Genomic DNA, 16,100 nt, shown 5'->3' on the forward strand with positions numbered 1-16,100 from the left:
CCCTAAAGTTCTTTATAACTTCATTAGCCAAAAAAATCTGGGATAGGAGAGATCTGCATATGTACGCACACGAGCTACCTTATAGCTTCCCTCCTGCCACACTTTTATGACTTCACCAACACCTACACCGTAGATAAAAATACCATCAAGGCCACTTGTAATAACCTTGTCACCCACTTTTACTGTGGCATAATTTGGAATATATTTGACATTGATAAACCTATTATCACCACTTCCTACCGCTATCCCACTCACACTATTTGCTACCAATACTCCATAGCTACACTTCTTATTGCCGTTAAGAAGTGCTAACGCTTTGCTGTCTTTGCGCAGAGCCACACCTGCAACATTTTCCCCTTTGAGTAGACCATAGACTTTATTTTTATCTAGATCTGCCTCCAGCCAAAGTGAAGTAAAATCACCAAAACTTACATATGAAAGAGCCTTGGTATACAATAAATGGACACTGTTTGCAGCAAAAGTAATATTGCAGTCTCTTTGAAAATTTTGTAAAGTGCTCAAAAGATTTTTATAAGCTATTTTATATTGAAGAAGCTGACGGTTTTGTTGGATGAGAGTCTCGATTTTTTCTATTTGTTTGAAGTGGTTATTGATCTTTTGCAAGAGGGAATATTCAAGATCAAGATAAATACTTTTTAGTGTATTTGTAAAATTTAATACATAGCCCCTCACTGCCTCATTACCCTTGTATAGACCTACAAGGGCAAGAGTAATGAGGAGAATAAAAATGAGTCTCTTATTCATCAGCCAATTGTTGCAAAATCTCTATCTCTTCTAAAACCTTTCCTGTCCCTGTGGCAACTGCAAGAAGGGGCTCTTCAGCTATAAAGACTGGAATTTTGACAGCTTCAGAGAGATAGCGATCAAGATTGCGTATCAAGGCACCACCACCAGTTAGGACAATACCATTTTCTATAATATCACCTGCAAGCTCTGGAGGAGTCTGTTCAAGCACATCTTTGAGAGCCTCTGCAATAGCTTTAATTGGCTCTTTCATCGCTTCATAGATATCTTCACTGGTTACTGTGATAGAATTGAGCAGTCCACCGACCTGATCACGCCCAGTGATAGTCATTTTCAATGGTTCATCAAGAGGCATGGCTGTACCTACTTCAATTTTAACCTCTTCAGCTACTCTATCACCAATTATTAAGTTATATTTTCGCTTGATATAATCGATAATAGATGCATCTATTTTGTCACCTGCTACGCGAATTGACTTGCTCACTACTAAGCCACCCAAAGATATTACACCAATCTCCGTGGTCCCACCGCCAATATCCACCACAAGACTTCCTTGCGGCTCTTTGACTGGAAGTCCAGCTCCTATTGCAGCAGCCATAGGCTCTTCAATTAGATATACTTCCCTCGCCCCAGCACTCAGGGCCGACTCTTTGACAGCTTTTCTCTCAACTTGCGTCAAACCATAAGGCACACAGATGATAATACGTGGGCGGATGAAGGCCTTACGCTTATGGGCTTTTTCAATAAAGTAGCGTATCATCTTCTCAGTCACATCAAAATCGGCAATAACGCCATCTTTCATAGGGCGAATTGCTTTTATATCGCCAGGCGTTTTTCCTACCATCTCCTTGGCTTCACGTCCGACTGCTAAAATATTTTGACGTCCTAGCTTATCACGCTTGATTGCCACAACAGAGGGCTCATTGATTATAATACCTTCTCCCTTACTAAGAACTAAGGTGTTTGCAGTTCCCAGATCTATTCCCATATCATTTGAAAAAAAACCTATAAGATTATCAAAAATCATGCCCCATCCTTATGCACTTTTTTTCTCTTTTTTGACTAGAAGTGGCTCAGTTTTGTTCTCTACTACATCTTTTGTTATAACTACTTCATAACCTTTATATTCTGGAAGATTGAACATTATATCTACCATAATCTCTTCCATTATACTGCGTAGACCCCTTGCACCGGTTTTGCGTTTTATTGCTAGATCTGCGATAGCTTCAAGTGCCTCTTTTTCAAATGTAAGTTCCACTCCATCAAGGGCAAAAAGCTTCTTATACTGCTTCACAAGAGCATTTTTTGGTTCAGTCAAGATGCGCACCATATCATCACGCGAAAGTTCATTGAGAGTTGCAATCATATGGAGGCGCCCTATGAGCTCAGGTATAAGTCCATAATGCACAAGATCATCAGGCTCTACATAGTTGAGCAAATCACTCTCATCACGTTTAGAGCGTTTTTCTTGTCCAAATCCAAGCACATTGCCACCAAGACGACGTTTGATTATATCTGTGAGACCATCAAATGCTCCACCACAAATAAAGAGAATATTGGAAGTATCGATCTGAATGAACTCTTGATTTGGGTGCTTGCGCCCACCCTTGGCACTGATATTGACCACACTTCCCTCTATCAATTTCAACAGAGCTTGCTGCACACCCTCACCACTTACATCACGCGTAATACTGCGATTTTCTCCGAGGCGCGCTATCTTGTCTATCTCATCGATAAAAACTATCCCTTTTTCTGCTTTTTTCACATCCTCACCGGCTGCATGGTAGAGTCTTGTAAGGATGTTTTCTACATCCTCACCTACATACCCAGCTTCTGTGAGACTCGTGGCATCTGCGATAGCTAACGGCACATCGAGTACTCTCGCCATTGTCTGTGCCATGAGAGTTTTACCGCTTCCTGTAGGACCAATAAAAAGAACATTTGATTTTGCAATCTCCGTATCATCCTCATCAAGCTCGTTTTGTTTAAAGATGCGTTTGTAATGGTTATAGACTGCAACGCTAAAGACTTTCTTAGCCTTCTCCTGTCCTATTACATACTCATCCAAGATCGCTTTGAGCTCTTTTGGAGTTGGAAGATAGTCGAGTTTGAGATCATCTGCACTTCCCTCTTCTTCTACATCACCAAACAAAATCTTATACGCTGATTCTATACAGTTTTTGCAGATATAGACATCTGCATTTTCTGGACCTGCAATAAGTGGGTTTTCTCTACTTTCAAAACTTCCGCAAAAACTACATTTTCTAAGCATTATTCACCTCTAAATGGTATTCCTCTTTTAGTTTCTAGTACAAATTGTGCTAGTTTTCTTATGTGTTCATCTTCGCTTTTTGCTAGCTTTTGGGCAACCTCTTTGAGAGGCTTTCCACTCATAAAGAGCTCTTTATAAGCACTCTTGAGCGTATCTATCGCCTCTCTTCCAAGACGCCTGCGAAGACCAGTGATATTGAGGCCTCGAAGCACTGCTCTATTACCCTCAGCCAAGCAGTATGGAGGGATATCCTGGCTTACTGCACTCGCTCCTGCTATCATAGCATAATCACCTATACGTACAAACTGATGTATTGGAGTCATTCCACCAATAACAACAAAGTCTCCAAGCTCTACATGTCCTGCTAAAGTTGCAGCATTTGCCAAGATACAATTATTGCCAATCTTGCAATCATGTGCTACATGCACATACCCCATCAATAAATTATTATCACCTATTACTGTCTTGCCCCCGCCACCTTCTGTACCAGGGTTGATGAGGGTAAATTCTCGAATGAGATTGTTCTGACCAATAATCAGCTCACTCTCTTCACCTTTGTATTTGAGGTCTTGTGGTATTGAGCCTATAACTGCATTATAAAAAATTTTTGTACCGCGACCTATGAAGGTCTTGCCATCAATGATAGCTCCTTGCATGATGGTGCAATCATCCTCGATAACTGCATTTTTACTCACATATACATTAGCACCAATTGTGACATTGTCACCAATCTTTGCACCCTCTTCGATTATAGCACTTGGATGTATCATCACCTATCCACTATCATTGCTTTGAGTTCGGCTTCTGCTACAAGATTGTCATCTACATAAGCTTTACCATTAAGCACCCATATATTGCCGCGGTGTTTGATCACTTCCAGGTGGTATTCGAGCCTATCACCCGGACGTACGGGACTACGGAATTTGCACTTATCAATACTCATAAAGTAAACCACTTTATTCTTAGCAGCCTCTTGCTCAGACTCACTTGCACTCTTAAATGCCAAAACTCCGCCAGCTTGCGCCATACCTTCAACTATCATTACACCAGGATATATTGGGTGTCCAGGAAAGTGCCCCTCAAATACGGGCTCAGAAATACTTACATTTTTATAGGCTTTTATACTTTTGCCCTCATCTATTTCTGTAACTCTATCTACAAGCAAAAAGGGATATCTGTGAGGTAAAATCTTCTGTATCGCAACCACATCAAGCATTGCTATCCTTTATCTTAAGTTCTTCTTTGACATCTTTATAACTTACTGCATCTATCGCAATAGTAAATCTATCTGGAATTTTATCTAAAACAACTATCGGTGACAAACTATACGCTCCATCGATATCGAAGCGCACCTGCATCTCTAACTCTGGATCGAGCCCCTTAAAATAGAGCTCTTTGAGTGAATTAAACTTTTGGTAGCGGTTAATAAACTCAAGTGTTACTACCCGTATCTCATCTCTATTTGCATAGCCTACACCATCGATGATCTCTTCAATGCGAGCCTTTGCAAAATTGCGACGAAGATGTGAATAGCTCAATATATAGCTAGGCACCACTTCATTATCAATCGATACAAATCCTCGGAGTAATCTATAATTCAAAAATCTCTTGCGCACGATCGTATACTCTAACCCCCCATCTTCTAGTTCCATACGTTTTGTATATAGTGCCAAACGCTCCTCAATTGAAGCTGGCAAAATCTGTTTGGTTATAGGGCAGAGCATCTCATCCATGATCACTTCTTGCTTGGCTCGCTGTTGCGAAAGTCCAAAGAGGCAGCCGCAATAGTCTTGACGATAGAGCTTTTGCTCTTTCGTTACTCTGCTTTGCAATTGTGTCCCACCAAAGGAGCGAAAATCTTCGAAGACAAATTCTGTACCAAGCTCATTATCTACTTTGTTCGCGCTTTCTTTGAGTTGCTCTTGCGATTTGAGAGGGCTTACTAAGAGTGTGGTCGTATAGCGCTTGTGTCCTAACTCTTTAGCCTTTTTGGCAGCCACTTCTAACCTTCTATCGAAGCAAACCCTACAGCGCTCCCCTTTTTCTGGCTCATTTTCTAAGCCTCTCACAGCATTGAGCCACTCCTCATAATCATACTCACCCTCAATCAGGTCTATACCAAGCCTTTTGCAGCTGCGCATCACATCGAGGTAGCGTAAGCGGTACTCGCTATAAGGATGGATATTGGGATCATAAAAAAATCCGACAAGTTTCTCATCAGGATATTTTTCTCGCAGTTTTTCCAAAAAGAAGTGACTATCTACACTGCAGCATATATGCACTAACATTACTCTTCCAACTCCTTAAGCCACATTTGCACCGTTGCATCACTTGGCATACGCCAATCTCCACGAGGACTGAGCGCAATTGTCCCCACCTTTACTCCATCTGGCATAGGATCACGTTTGAACTGATAAACAAAGAAGCGCTTAATAAAAACTCTTAGCCACTTTCTAATAGTTGCTTCATCATATTGCTCTTTAAAAGCTCTTTTGGCCATGAAGAGAATACGTTTTGGAGTTGCACCATACTTGACAAAGTTGTAGAGGAAAAAGTCATGAAGCTCGTATGGTCCGATTATCTCTTCGGTTCTTTGCACCATCTCATCATCTTTTGCAGGCAGAAGCTCTGGAGAGATGGGCTGGTTGATAATCTGATCTAAGGTCTCTTGCAGATCGCTATTTTTGCTTGCAACCCAAGCAATCACATAGCGTACGAGGGTTTTTGGCACACCAGCATTTACATTATACATCGCCATCTGATCTCCATTGTAGGTAGAAAACCCAAGAGCAATCTCGCTCATATCTCCCGTACCAACCACAATCCCGCCCACCATATTTGCTTCATCCATCAATATCTGCGTTCGCTCTCTTGCTTGTGCATTTTCAAAGGTTACATCACTTTGTCCACTGTGCCCAATATTTTCAAGGTGTTTTGCCACGCTCTCTTTGATTGATATCTCTTTAAATGTTACGCCAAGTTTTACTGCAAGAGTTTGTGCAGCATTTTTTGTACCTTTTGTCGTACCAAATCCAGGCATAGAGATAGCAACGATATCTTCCAAAGACTTATCTAAACGCTTACACGCCTCTACGCACACCAAAAGAGCAAGTGTACTATCAAGTCCCCCACTAACTCCAATGACAAGCTTTGTCTCTTTTCCGATATGCAAGATGCGTCTTGCTAGCGCACTAGACTGAATTGCGAATATCTCTTCGCAGCGCTCATCACGCAAACTGCGTGATTTTGGCACAAAGGGGTGTGGATCGAAGGAGCGATTGATAGGTGTCTTTGGAAGTTGAGCAAGTATAACTTTGCGAAAATCCTTTTGCTCAGCATCTTTAAAAGATGTCTCAGCAAGACGAATATGACGAAGCTTTTCTACATCGATATCTGCTTTTGTAATCACGCTATCAAAACTGAAGCGCTCACCCTCAGCCAGGAGAATTCCATTTTCAGCGATAAGCGTACTCCCTCCAAAAAGCAGATCTTGCGAACTCTCTCCTATACCGCTACTTGCATAGACATATCCACACACTCCTCGTGCACTCTGGCTTACTACAAGCTCTTTGCGATAGGCGTGTTTGCCAACTATCTCGTCACTGGCTGAGAGATTAAAAATTATATGCGCACCAGCAGCTGCTTGGTAGAGTGAAGGAGGAGTAACACTCCAAAGATCTTCACAAATCTCAATCCCAAAAACAACTCCATCACTCTCAAATAAAAGATCAACACCAAAAGGAATGTCATCTATATAGCTGCTGATATGTTTGCCACTACTAAACCAGCGCTTCTCATAAAATTCACGATATGCAGGCAGATAACTCTTTGGCACGACTCCACGGATCTTGCCATCTTGCAAGACCACAGCACAGTTATAGAGCCTGTCATTGTGCCACAAAGGTGCCCCAATGATGAGGATGCGATCAAGAGCCACTTTTGCAAGCTCTTTCAACCCCTCCCACACCTTTTTTTTGAGAATTTGTGAATAGAAGAGATCTTGGAGAGTATATCCAGTGATGCTAAGCTCTGGAAAGAGAAAAATTGCTACATCACTATGCTCTTTGACAATAGTAGTGATCTCTTGCACATTTGCTTCAATGTCTCCTAGATGCAGCTTTGGACTAACTGCAGCAACTTTGACAAATCCGAACAAATTAATCCCTTTGCTCTACTACTCTCACCTCTTCCATCACATCACCCTGATCGATCATATCAAGGGTCATGAAAGATGTAGCATCATCTTCAGGAATCTGGCCAAAGACAGTATGTACCCCATCAAGATGTGGACAATCTACAAAGCAGATAAAAAATTGGCTTCCACCTGTATCTTTGCCAGCATGTGCCATGGAGATTGCCCCTCTTTTGTGTTTATGGATATTTTTGTCACACTCACATTTTATAGCCCAGCCTGGACCCCCGCGACCACTTCCTTCAGGGCATCCACCCTGTGCCATAAAGCCTTTGATAACTCTATGAAAATTGAGTCCATCATAAAAGCAGCTATTTGCCAGATGTGCAAAGTTGGCTACTGTATTCGGCACCTCTTCTGGAAAGAGCTTGATCCAGATATCTCCTTTATTTTTTACTTTGATATGCGCCCATTGGTATTTATTTACATCACTTAAATCATACTCTTTAAGTTTTTTGCCAAAGATGTTTATCATTTTCACATTCCCCTTATTATTTAATTTTTGAATATTACATTTTAATATATTTTATCGTAACCTTTGTTACAATCATATAAATTCTGATTAAAGGATAGAAAATGAAGAAAACTCTGCTTCTCTCGCTAGCAACTACTATAACACTCTTTGGCGCTGCATATAAGATCCCAGAGCAATCAGCCAGAAGTATCGCTTTGGCAGGTGCTTATGTAGCTGCTCCAAAAGATGCAGATGCAGCATATTTCAACCCTGCAAATATGAGTTTCATGCATGATGGAAACTTTTTGGAACTAAGTTTCACCGGAGCATATTTGCCAAAAGTCAAATATGATGGTAAGCAGATAATCGCTCCAGGTTTTCCACCGACATATATGGATGCGTTCGCAAAGAGTGAGAGCCAAAAGTATCTCATCCCTCATTTTCACTATGTGAGCCCAAAATTTGGTAAATTTCGCTTTGGTCTTAGTCTCACAACACCAGCTGGATTTGCCAAAAAATGGACGAAGATGCCTCAAACTTGGAGTGCAAGAGAATTTACCCTCCGCACAGCTGAGCTCAATCCAGCAGTGAGCTATCAAGTAAATGAAAACTTTAGCATTGGTGCTGGTGGACGCGTCGTTTTTACTGATGGAGTTTTGCGCTTTACTCCGCCTCATCCAGCTGATCACACAAAATATGTCAACTATGATCTTGATGGTGATATCCAAACACGCTATGGATTTAACCTTGCAGCTTCATATAAGATCAAAGAGCTCACACTCGCAGCAACATACCGTTCAAAAGTTGATCTCAAAGAAAAAGGCACAGCTACAATATATGACTCTTTGCGCAATCAAACTATCACTTCAAAAGGTCGCACAAAAGTTCCTCTCCCAGCAACGCTTGCACTAGCTGCAGCATTAGATATAAGTGAACGTGCCACTGTAGAGGTGGAGTATGAGAGAACCTTTTGGAGTTCATACGATAGACTCATAATCACATTTGACCAGGCAGCACCTTATAATATCGATCTTCCAAAAAATTGGGATGATACCAATACGATCCGCATAGGTCTTACATATAAAAATAGTGATCGTTTAACGACTATGTACGGCTTGGCGTATGACGAGTCACCTGTTCCAGATAAATATCTTGGATATGAACTTCCTGATACTGACGCATTCATCTTTGCACTTGGTGCAATCTATAAAGCAACACAAAATATAGATCTAGGTGTTTCATATCTCTATGACTACAAACTTGGTCGCACACTCTCACTAGGAGATAATAACAATGGAATTGTAGGATCCATTAAAGCTGGAGGAGCGCATCTACTCAATTTATCGCTCAACTTTAGGTTCTAGGCATGTTTGAGTATCGCTACAATACTTTCTATGAAGTACTTAAAGAGCATGCAAAAAAGCGCCCGAAAGCCACTGCCTACTTCGTAAATGATCGCAAAATCAGCTTTGGGCGGATGCTGCTCAAAGTCGATACATTTGCTAGATTTCTAGAGTTTATCGGCGTGCGGCGCGGAGACAAAGTCGGGCTCTACTTGGCTAACTCTGTAGAATTTATCGTAGCCTTCCTTGCAGCACAAAAGCTTGGAGCTGTGCCAGTACCTATCAACAACTTCCTTAAAGAAGAAGAGGTTGCCTATATCCTCAATGATGCTGAAGCAAAACTGCTTGTAGCAAGTGCAGACTTTTCAAAAGAGTTGCAAAATATATTCAGTCGCACGGGAGTACAAAAGATCATCTGGGAGGGTGAATATAATGGACTGGATGAGAATAACATATCATTTAATGAGATTCTTGCCAATCTCGAATCGCATGAAAAAATTACGCAAGATGTCGATATCGATGATACAGCAGTAATCATCTATACATCTGGAACTACTGGGAAGCCAAAAGGTGCAATGCTAAGCTACCGTAATATTTTTTCTAATATTTTGGGCATTGAAAAACTTCTCAAAGTCACATCCAAAGAGCGCTTCATTGTTTACCTACCGATGTTTCACTCTTTTACACTCACTGTTACAGTACTTATGCCTCTCTATTTTGGCTCACCTGTAGTCATTATACGCTCCATTATGCCTTTTTCCAACATTATCAAACAGGTACTACTCAAAAGAGTTACGGTCTTTGTAGGTGTCCCCGATGTCTACAATGCTCTGTCAAAAGCAAAACTCCCCTGGTATTTTCACTGGTTTAATAGAGTCAAATACTATGTGAGTGGTGCAGCAGCTTTACCAGAGGATACCCTCAAGCGCTTTCGTACAAAATTTAAAAAAGGAGTGCTCTTAGAAGGATATGGCCTCAGTGAAGCTAGCCCGGTAGTGGCAGTCAACCTCCCGCACAAACAAAAGCCAAAGTCTGTAGGTCCTGCAATACCTGGTGTAACTGTCAAAATCGTCGATGATGATATGGTCGAACTTCCATCAGAAGAGATTGGTGAAATTATTGTCAAAGGCGATAATGTGATGCAAGGATACTGGAAACGGCCGGAAGCCACAGCTGAGACTATCGTCAATGGCTGGCTTAAAACGGGTGATCTTGGCTATATGGATGATGAGGGATTTATCTATATCGTAGATAGAAAAAAAGATCTCATCATCTCCAAAGGGATCAATATTTACCCTAGAGAAATTGAAGAGATACTTGTCTCTCATCCGCTCATCAAAGCAGCTGCAGTTATCGGCGTCAAGGATGAAAGAAGTGGAGAAGTCCCTGTAGCATATATAGAGCTAGAAGATGGAGCAAGCATCTCAGAATCACATATCAAGAAGTATCTGCGAGAACACCTTGCCAATTATAAAATTCCAAAATCGATATATATAGTGGATGAACTCCCTAAAAATGCAACAGGAAAAGTACTCAAAAGAGTACTCAAGCAAAGGCTTTCGCAATGAATATAGCAGTAGTTGGCGGAGGCGGAGTAGGTGCATACATTGCTGCTAAACTTTCACAAGTATGCGATGTGGATCTCATCAGTGATTCGACCAAAGAGATAGTCATCAAAGAGCAAGGAGAAGTTAAGCGCTACTCCTTGCCAATCTTTTCTCATCCACCAAAAAATAGACACTATGATCTCGTCATAGTCGCTACAAAAAGCAATGTATTAAAAGAGAAACTACAAAAAATTGCTAAAAATATTGATAAAAATAGTATCGTTTTGCCCCTACTCAATGGCATACAACCCTACTATACTCTCAAGCAACTCACCGATGCCCGCGTAATCCATGGCGCTATCTATATCATCTCCAATAGACAAAAAGATAGCACTATTGAAGTTAAAGGCAAGGGGGCAATGGTAGTTTTTGAGGATATCAATGAGACCACGCAAAAATTAAAAAGATACTTTGAAAAAGCTGGCATCAAATCTAAAACACCGCCCAACATCACAAAAGCAATATGGCAAAAGTATCTTTTCATCGCAGCAACTGCAGCTCTGACTACCTACTACAATAAAACATTTGGCCAGATTGCCGCTGAACATCTCGATGAATTTGCAAAACTTTTGCAAGATATCGTTGCAATTGCAAACAAGAAGGGAGTTAATTTAGATCAAACTGATGTAGAGCATGCAATGAAACTTTTGCAAAAGTCTCCTGCACATGCCAAGACCTCTATGCAGCTAGATTTTGAACAAGGCAAAGAGAGCGAACTTGACAATCTCATTGGATTTTTAGCAAGTGAATCAGAAAAGTTTGCCAAAATCTACAATGAATTGGATGCTCGTAGAGCCTCTGTGTAGCAGCTGGCTATCTTTTGCACCTCCATCCCAAACTGTGATACTTCATCTTGCCAACTTGTAAAATCACCCTTCTCTATTTTTTTTGCAATTTGAAGTAATTTTCCATAGGGATTGTCCATTGAGACAATTGCATCTACAATCTCTTTATCGAGGCTTGGAAGCTCTCGTGCAATCTTGGAACCCTCTTGCTCCATGATCTCACCAAAAACTGAGAGAATCCCAACCAAAGATGCTTTATCCATATCAAGACCAAAAGCTGATGCTGCTTGCACCATAAAATGCCCTCTTCCTATAGCTATATCCAACCATGGATTTGTCTCTATGTCATCTCCATCTTGTGAATAGAGCATGAGGAGCAGCCACTTTTTAAAATTGCGAATGCCTAAATATGCGAGAGCTTGAGAAATAGATGATACCTCTTTTTGCAGATTAAAATATGAAGAGTTGAGAAGTTTGAGTATATTGATAGAGAGTTTTGGATCTTCTGCGAGCTTTTTGACAATTACATCAAAATCATCTTCACCAAGAGACCATAGCTCCAAAATAGATCGCTTTTGTGGTAGCATCATTTTTTGTGATGCAATCTCTGGCTTCATAAAATAGTAGCCCTGGAAATACTCAAACCCTAAATCTTTATACTTTTCATACTCCTCTTTTGTCTCCACTTTTTCAGCCAAGAGTTTGAGGCCGAAATTTCTGAGACTCTCTACAATCTGGACCAATTTCTCCTCATCGATCTTCTTTGCTTTGGTATCAAATTTCACAACATCAAAGAGGTAGAAAAATTCCAAGTAGCGATCAAATTCATCCATATTGGCTATAAAATCATCAAGAACGAGCGTATAGCCATCTTTTTTGTATTTTTCTAATCTATCAACAACGTGGAGGATTTCTACAGTCTCTAGTATCTCAATGGCAAAGTTATCTTTTGGGATAAGGTCCACTGCTCCGCTTTTGATGAGCATCTCATCCATATTGACATACCCTTTTTTATCTTGAAGCACCGACTGATAGTCGTTAGATAAAAACCCTGTAAGGAGCGAGCTTGTCATTCTCATGCTTTTTAAGTTATCCTCTTTGCTCTCTCCACGAAAGAGAAGTTCATAAGCTACAAGCTGCTCATTTCTATCTAGAATTGGTTGTCTAGCAAAAACTATCTCTTTTTGCATCATGTGATCCCACATAGTTTTAATAGTGCTTCATTTTGTGGTTCTCTCCCAGCAAATGCTTTGAAGCTCTCAATTGCTGGCCTGCTTCCACCTTTGCAAAGAATCTCTTGGAGATAACTTTGGGCTATCTCATCATTATATATACCATTATCGACAAACATGAAAAATGCATCAGCACTGAGTACCTCTGCCCACTTATAGCTATAGTATCCTGCTGCATAACCACCTGCAAAAATATGGCTAAATCCCCATTGAAATTTGTTGTATGGTGGAGTCGATACTACGCTCACCTCCTCTCGCACCTCATTGAGCACCCTTTGCACATCTACCGGCCACTCCATATGCACAAGCATGTCAAAAAGACCAAATTCAAGCTGGCGCACCATCGCCATGGCACTTTGGAAATTTTTAGCTTCTTTAAGGCGTTTAATCATTTCAGCTGGAAGAGGCTCACCTGTTTTGTAGTGTTTTGCAAAGAGTCTCAGTACCTCCTCTTCATAGGCGAAATTTTCCAAAAATTGGCTTGGAAACTCCACAGCATCCCACTCAACACCAGCGATCCCACTCACTGCCGGCTCTTTTACTTCACTTAGCAGATGATGGAGGGCATGCCCCATCTCATGGAAAAGTGTCACTACATCATCAGGTCGCAATAGACTTGGTGTAGTAGCGGTTGATGGAGCAAAATTTGCTACGATATAAGCAACTGGATAGACGATTTCTCCCTCTTCATCCTCATGGTGCGTCACCCATTCATCCATCCAGGCTCCGCCCCGTTTGCCTTCTCTTGCTTCCAAATCCACATAGAGTCTACCAACAAGTCTCTTTGGCAAGGATATCTCATAGCACTTCACACTCTCATGCCACACAGGAGTATCTATCTCTTTAAACTCTAGCTTAAAGAGCTTATGCAAGAATGCAAAAAGTCCATTGACAGTAGCATCTTTTTCAAAATATGGCTTGTATTCCTCATCATCGATATCATATTTTGCCTTTTTGAGCCTCTCACTCCAATAAGCTATATCAAATGCTTCGAGAGGATAATCAGCCCCCTGTTCTTTTGCAAAAGACTGCAGTGCCTCGAACTCTCTTTTTGCCTGTGGTTTGCTCTTTTGCGCCAAATCTCTCAAAAACGATACTACCTGCTCTGGAGATGCAGCCATTTTGGTCTCAAGACTTAGCTCAGCATAGTTATCAAACCCTAAAAGCCTTGCTTTTTTATGACGAAGTGCCAAAATCTCATCTATAAGCGCTTCATTTTCTGGTGCTCTTGTCACATAGGCTCTATATAATTGTTCTCTTTTTTCTCTATTTGGTCCATATGTCATGTAGGCGATATAGCTTGGCTGCTTGAGGGTAAATCGGTATCCCTCTTCACATTTGGCTGCCTCTTTGAGAGATTCCGGCATCCCCTCTACATCACTCTCATCGACAATCATCTCATATGCATCTGTTGCTTTGAGCAGATTCTGACCAAATGCACTTGTAAGTTCACTCAGCTTAATATTGATATCTTTGAGCTCCTCTTTGGCCTTTTTACCAAGAGCTACTCCGCTTAACTCAAACTCAATGAGCATATCTTCGACAACTTTTCTTTGCGCTGGCTCAAGCTCTTGCTCCAAGATATCTTTGAGCGCTTCATAGATCTTCTCATTTTGCCCTAGCTCAGTATGGTAGCGGCTAAGCTCTGGTAAGAGGGTGTTGTAGACCTCTTCTGTTTTTGGAGAATTTTTGACGTAATTAAGATGCGAAATGGGACTAAAATAAAACCCTAATTTCTCTTCCATCCACTGCAATGGCCGTACGAAATTTTCATAAGTTTTATTACTTTGTGCTAAAAGTTCGTCAATTTTCTTTTTATTATCTTCAATAGTTTGCAGTACAAGCTCTTTTTGTTTGTCAATATTTTCATCAGTTATAGTAAATTCTGGAAATTTAGGCACACTGCCTCCTTAAAATTTTTCTTTCATTTTATCCAAAAATCTTGAAGTTTGAAGCAACATCTATCATGAAAATGAGTGTGACACTGCTCTTCATCCATTCTTTTAAAAACTATGAAAAATGTTATTTTTAAACTTCTAAGATATATTTGACGGGCTTTCCATACAACCGTGCCATATCCCCCTCTTGCTTTATATTCTGTACAAAAGGAAGCAAATTACCATGGATATCAAAAACAAATAGACTCCCATCTCCGTGGCGATAGAGATATCTTCGGATTTTTCCCCAAATCTCAAGCTCTCCTTTATGTTTTTCGTAATGCTCCCGAATGATTTTGTCCACCATGTTTAACACTTCATCCAAAGATCTGCTATAAATCGCCTCTTTGTCGATACGAAGACGGCGCTGACCTTCCAACATTGCCAATGTTCGGCTCGAGCAACAAGGACGAGGCGTATCAATGAGTATGTAGGGCTGTTTCATCTTCAAAAGGGTGAGATCTTTCTCATCGATTCTTGTAAGCTCTTTTTCCAAAGGCTGCAATGGCAAAGAGAGGACTTCGAAAAGTTTTCGTAAAAACTCTTTGCCGCTGTAGTGAAAATCGAAGCTGCTTCTTTTGAGCCAGCTTTCGATATCGGGAGCTTCCAGCAGACTTAGCAGCCGTTTTTTTGCGCGCTTGGGGTTTGGATAACCCATCTTTCGAAACACAATATCCGGATTGTTTTGTGCCAATTTCTCTTTAACATTGTCGATGAGTGTCAAGATTTACCTCCTGTGTAGAGGCAACAAAACAATTGCAGTTAAAAGCGAAGGTTTTATTGTCCTAAGTTTTTAGCTTCTGCCGACGACACATTTTTTTCGGCAGAGCAGATCTATTATAGCATATTTTCTTGGCTACAATTGTGATAGGGGCTCTTTTAATCATAAGCGCTATTTTTAAAATGAAACAATGAACTTCTATGCGAAAAGAAAATCAATTATTACAGATTTTATAAACCCAAAATCATTTTTAAGCCATAATCAACTTTTGCAACCTCTTTTATTGTAAGTGTAGCTATTTTTTCATATATTCTATCTTTTGCAACTACTCGTATTTGCTCTACCATAAAATCGCTTTCTTTTTTGAGAGTATCCCTTTTTGTTATTCTTATATGAAGAGGTTCAACATTATCGATGAGGTTTGTAGTCAAAGCAACAACTATTATAAGATCTAAAATTTTATTTAAATCAGTATCAGAAACAATGGCAGCCGGTCGTACTTTTCCTACTTCAACAGCGCAGCAAATCTTCATTATGCAATAATGCAAGATTTGTGGTTATCTTTAAGATCCCCTTGAAGTAAGCTAACCAAAAATCTTCATTCGCTTTGCTCATTTGATTTTTTTTCAAGGTAAACCAGCCGTTCGTATGTTCGTCACTAAAATTTTTGATTTTAGGACTCACATATACTCACAGCTTTCGCTTCGGGACGCAAGCAAAGCAGTTTGCTTGCTCAAAGCTACACGTTGCCCTCGCTCACTTAAAATCGGGTCATGGTTGTAATTTTCATTG

The 16,100-nt window shown here is 40.5% G+C and carries 15 protein-coding genes and 1 CRISPR repeat array (1 of these 16 only partly in view); of the genes, 3 read left to right on the plus strand and 12 right to left on the minus strand.

All coding sequences use genetic code 11. The features are described from left to right. Positions 1-12: 12 nt before the first annotated feature. The 8 genes from mreC to JG734_RS06865 are packed head-to-tail and all read right to left on the minus strand — an operon-like array spanning position 13 to position 7,704. The gene (gene mreC / locus JG734_RS06830; RefSeq protein WP_201332542.1) at positions 13-765 is read right to left on the minus strand and encodes a rod shape-determining protein MreC; all 753 of its coding nucleotides are present in this window, start codon (positions 763-765) and stop codon (positions 13-15) included. Continuing rightward, on the minus strand, positions 758-1,792 hold the full coding sequence (locus JG734_RS06835) for a rod shape-determining protein (protein ID WP_201332543.1): 1,035 nt from the start codon (positions 1,790-1,792) through the stop codon (positions 758-760). Before JG734_RS06835 ends, mreC begins: the two co-directional genes overlap by 8 nt. A 9-nt stretch (positions 1,793-1,801) precedes the next feature. After that, positions 1,802-3,037 (minus strand): ATP-dependent Clp protease ATP-binding subunit ClpX, encoded by a 1,236-nt coding sequence (clpX, locus tag JG734_RS06840; protein ID WP_201332544.1) that lies wholly within the window; start codon positions 3,035-3,037, stop codon positions 1,802-1,804. Beyond that, the gene (lpxA, locus tag JG734_RS06845; protein WP_201332545.1) at positions 3,037-3,807 is read right to left on the minus strand and encodes an acyl-ACP--UDP-N-acetylglucosamine O-acyltransferase; all 771 of its coding nucleotides are present in this window, start codon (positions 3,805-3,807) and stop codon (positions 3,037-3,039) included. The genes clpX and lpxA overlap by 1 nt, the downstream gene beginning before the upstream one ends. Further along, complete coding sequence (gene fabZ / locus JG734_RS06850) at positions 3,807-4,253, minus strand: 3-hydroxyacyl-ACP dehydratase FabZ (RefSeq protein ID WP_201332546.1); 447 nt, start codon at positions 4,251-4,253, stop codon at positions 3,807-3,809. The genes lpxA and fabZ overlap by 1 nt, the downstream gene beginning before the upstream one ends. Next, positions 4,246-5,325: an epoxyqueuosine reductase QueH gene (locus tag JG734_RS06855; protein WP_201332547.1), complete on the minus strand. Its 1,080-nt coding sequence runs from the start codon at positions 5,323-5,325 to the stop codon at positions 4,246-4,248. The genes fabZ and JG734_RS06855 overlap by 8 nt, the downstream gene beginning before the upstream one ends. Beyond that, a complete protein-coding gene (locus tag JG734_RS06860) occupies positions 5,325-7,193 on the minus strand; it encodes an NAD(+) synthase (RefSeq protein WP_201332548.1) in 1,869 nt (622 codons plus the stop codon). The genes JG734_RS06855 and JG734_RS06860 overlap by 1 nt, the downstream gene beginning before the upstream one ends. 1 nt (position 7,194) lies before the next feature. Next, positions 7,195-7,704, minus strand: a complete 510-nt coding sequence (locus JG734_RS06865) for a peptidylprolyl isomerase (RefSeq protein WP_201332549.1) — start codon at positions 7,702-7,704, stop codon at positions 7,195-7,197. A gap of 101 nt (positions 7,705-7,805) precedes the next feature. Between JG734_RS06865 and JG734_RS06870 the strand changes: the two genes are divergently transcribed. From JG734_RS06870 to JG734_RS06880, 3 genes are read left to right on the plus strand one after another with little or no spacing between them, the layout of a single operon-like run. Beyond that, complete coding sequence (locus tag JG734_RS06870) at positions 7,806-9,047, plus strand: OmpP1/FadL family transporter (protein WP_201332550.1); 1,242 nt, start codon at positions 7,806-7,808, stop codon at positions 9,045-9,047. A gap of 2 nt (positions 9,048-9,049) precedes the next feature. Then, positions 9,050-10,594: a fatty acid--CoA ligase gene (locus JG734_RS06875; RefSeq protein ID WP_201332551.1), complete on the plus strand. Its 1,545-nt coding sequence runs from the start codon at positions 9,050-9,052 to the stop codon at positions 10,592-10,594. Next, complete coding sequence (locus JG734_RS06880) at positions 10,591-11,439, plus strand: ketopantoate reductase family protein (protein ID WP_201332552.1); 849 nt, start codon at positions 10,591-10,593, stop codon at positions 11,437-11,439. The genes JG734_RS06875 and JG734_RS06880 overlap by 4 nt, the downstream gene beginning before the upstream one ends. Here JG734_RS06880 and JG734_RS06885 read toward each other — a convergent pair. The 4 genes from JG734_RS06885 to JG734_RS06900 form a co-directional block, all read right to left on the minus strand. Continuing rightward, the gene (locus JG734_RS06885) at positions 11,403-12,608 is read right to left on the minus strand and encodes an EAL and HDOD domain-containing protein (protein ID WP_201332553.1); all 1,206 of its coding nucleotides are present in this window, start codon (positions 12,606-12,608) and stop codon (positions 11,403-11,405) included. The genes JG734_RS06880 and JG734_RS06885 overlap by 37 nt on opposite strands. Then, entirely contained in the window at positions 12,608-14,551 is a 1,944-nt protein-coding gene (locus JG734_RS06890) for a M3 family metallopeptidase (protein WP_201332554.1), read from the minus strand. The genes JG734_RS06885 and JG734_RS06890 overlap by 1 nt, the downstream gene beginning before the upstream one ends. 127 nt (positions 14,552-14,678) lie before the next feature. Then, positions 14,679-15,311, minus strand: a complete 633-nt coding sequence (locus JG734_RS06895) for a hypothetical protein (protein ID WP_201332555.1) — start codon at positions 15,309-15,311, stop codon at positions 14,679-14,681. A gap of 227 nt (positions 15,312-15,538) precedes the next feature. Further along, positions 15,539-15,856, minus strand: a complete 318-nt coding sequence (locus tag JG734_RS06900; RefSeq protein ID WP_201332556.1) for a type II toxin-antitoxin system PemK/MazF family toxin — start codon at positions 15,854-15,856, stop codon at positions 15,539-15,541. A 200-nt stretch (positions 15,857-16,056) separates the two neighbouring features. Next, a CRISPR array of direct repeats spans positions 16,057-16,100; the repeat unit is 36 nt (it continues 517 nt past the right edge of the window).

The sequence above is a fragment of the Nitratiruptor sp. YY09-18 genome (assembly GCF_016593235.1).
Classification (GTDB): Bacteria; Campylobacterota; Campylobacteria; order Campylobacterales; family Nitratiruptoraceae; genus Nitratiruptor.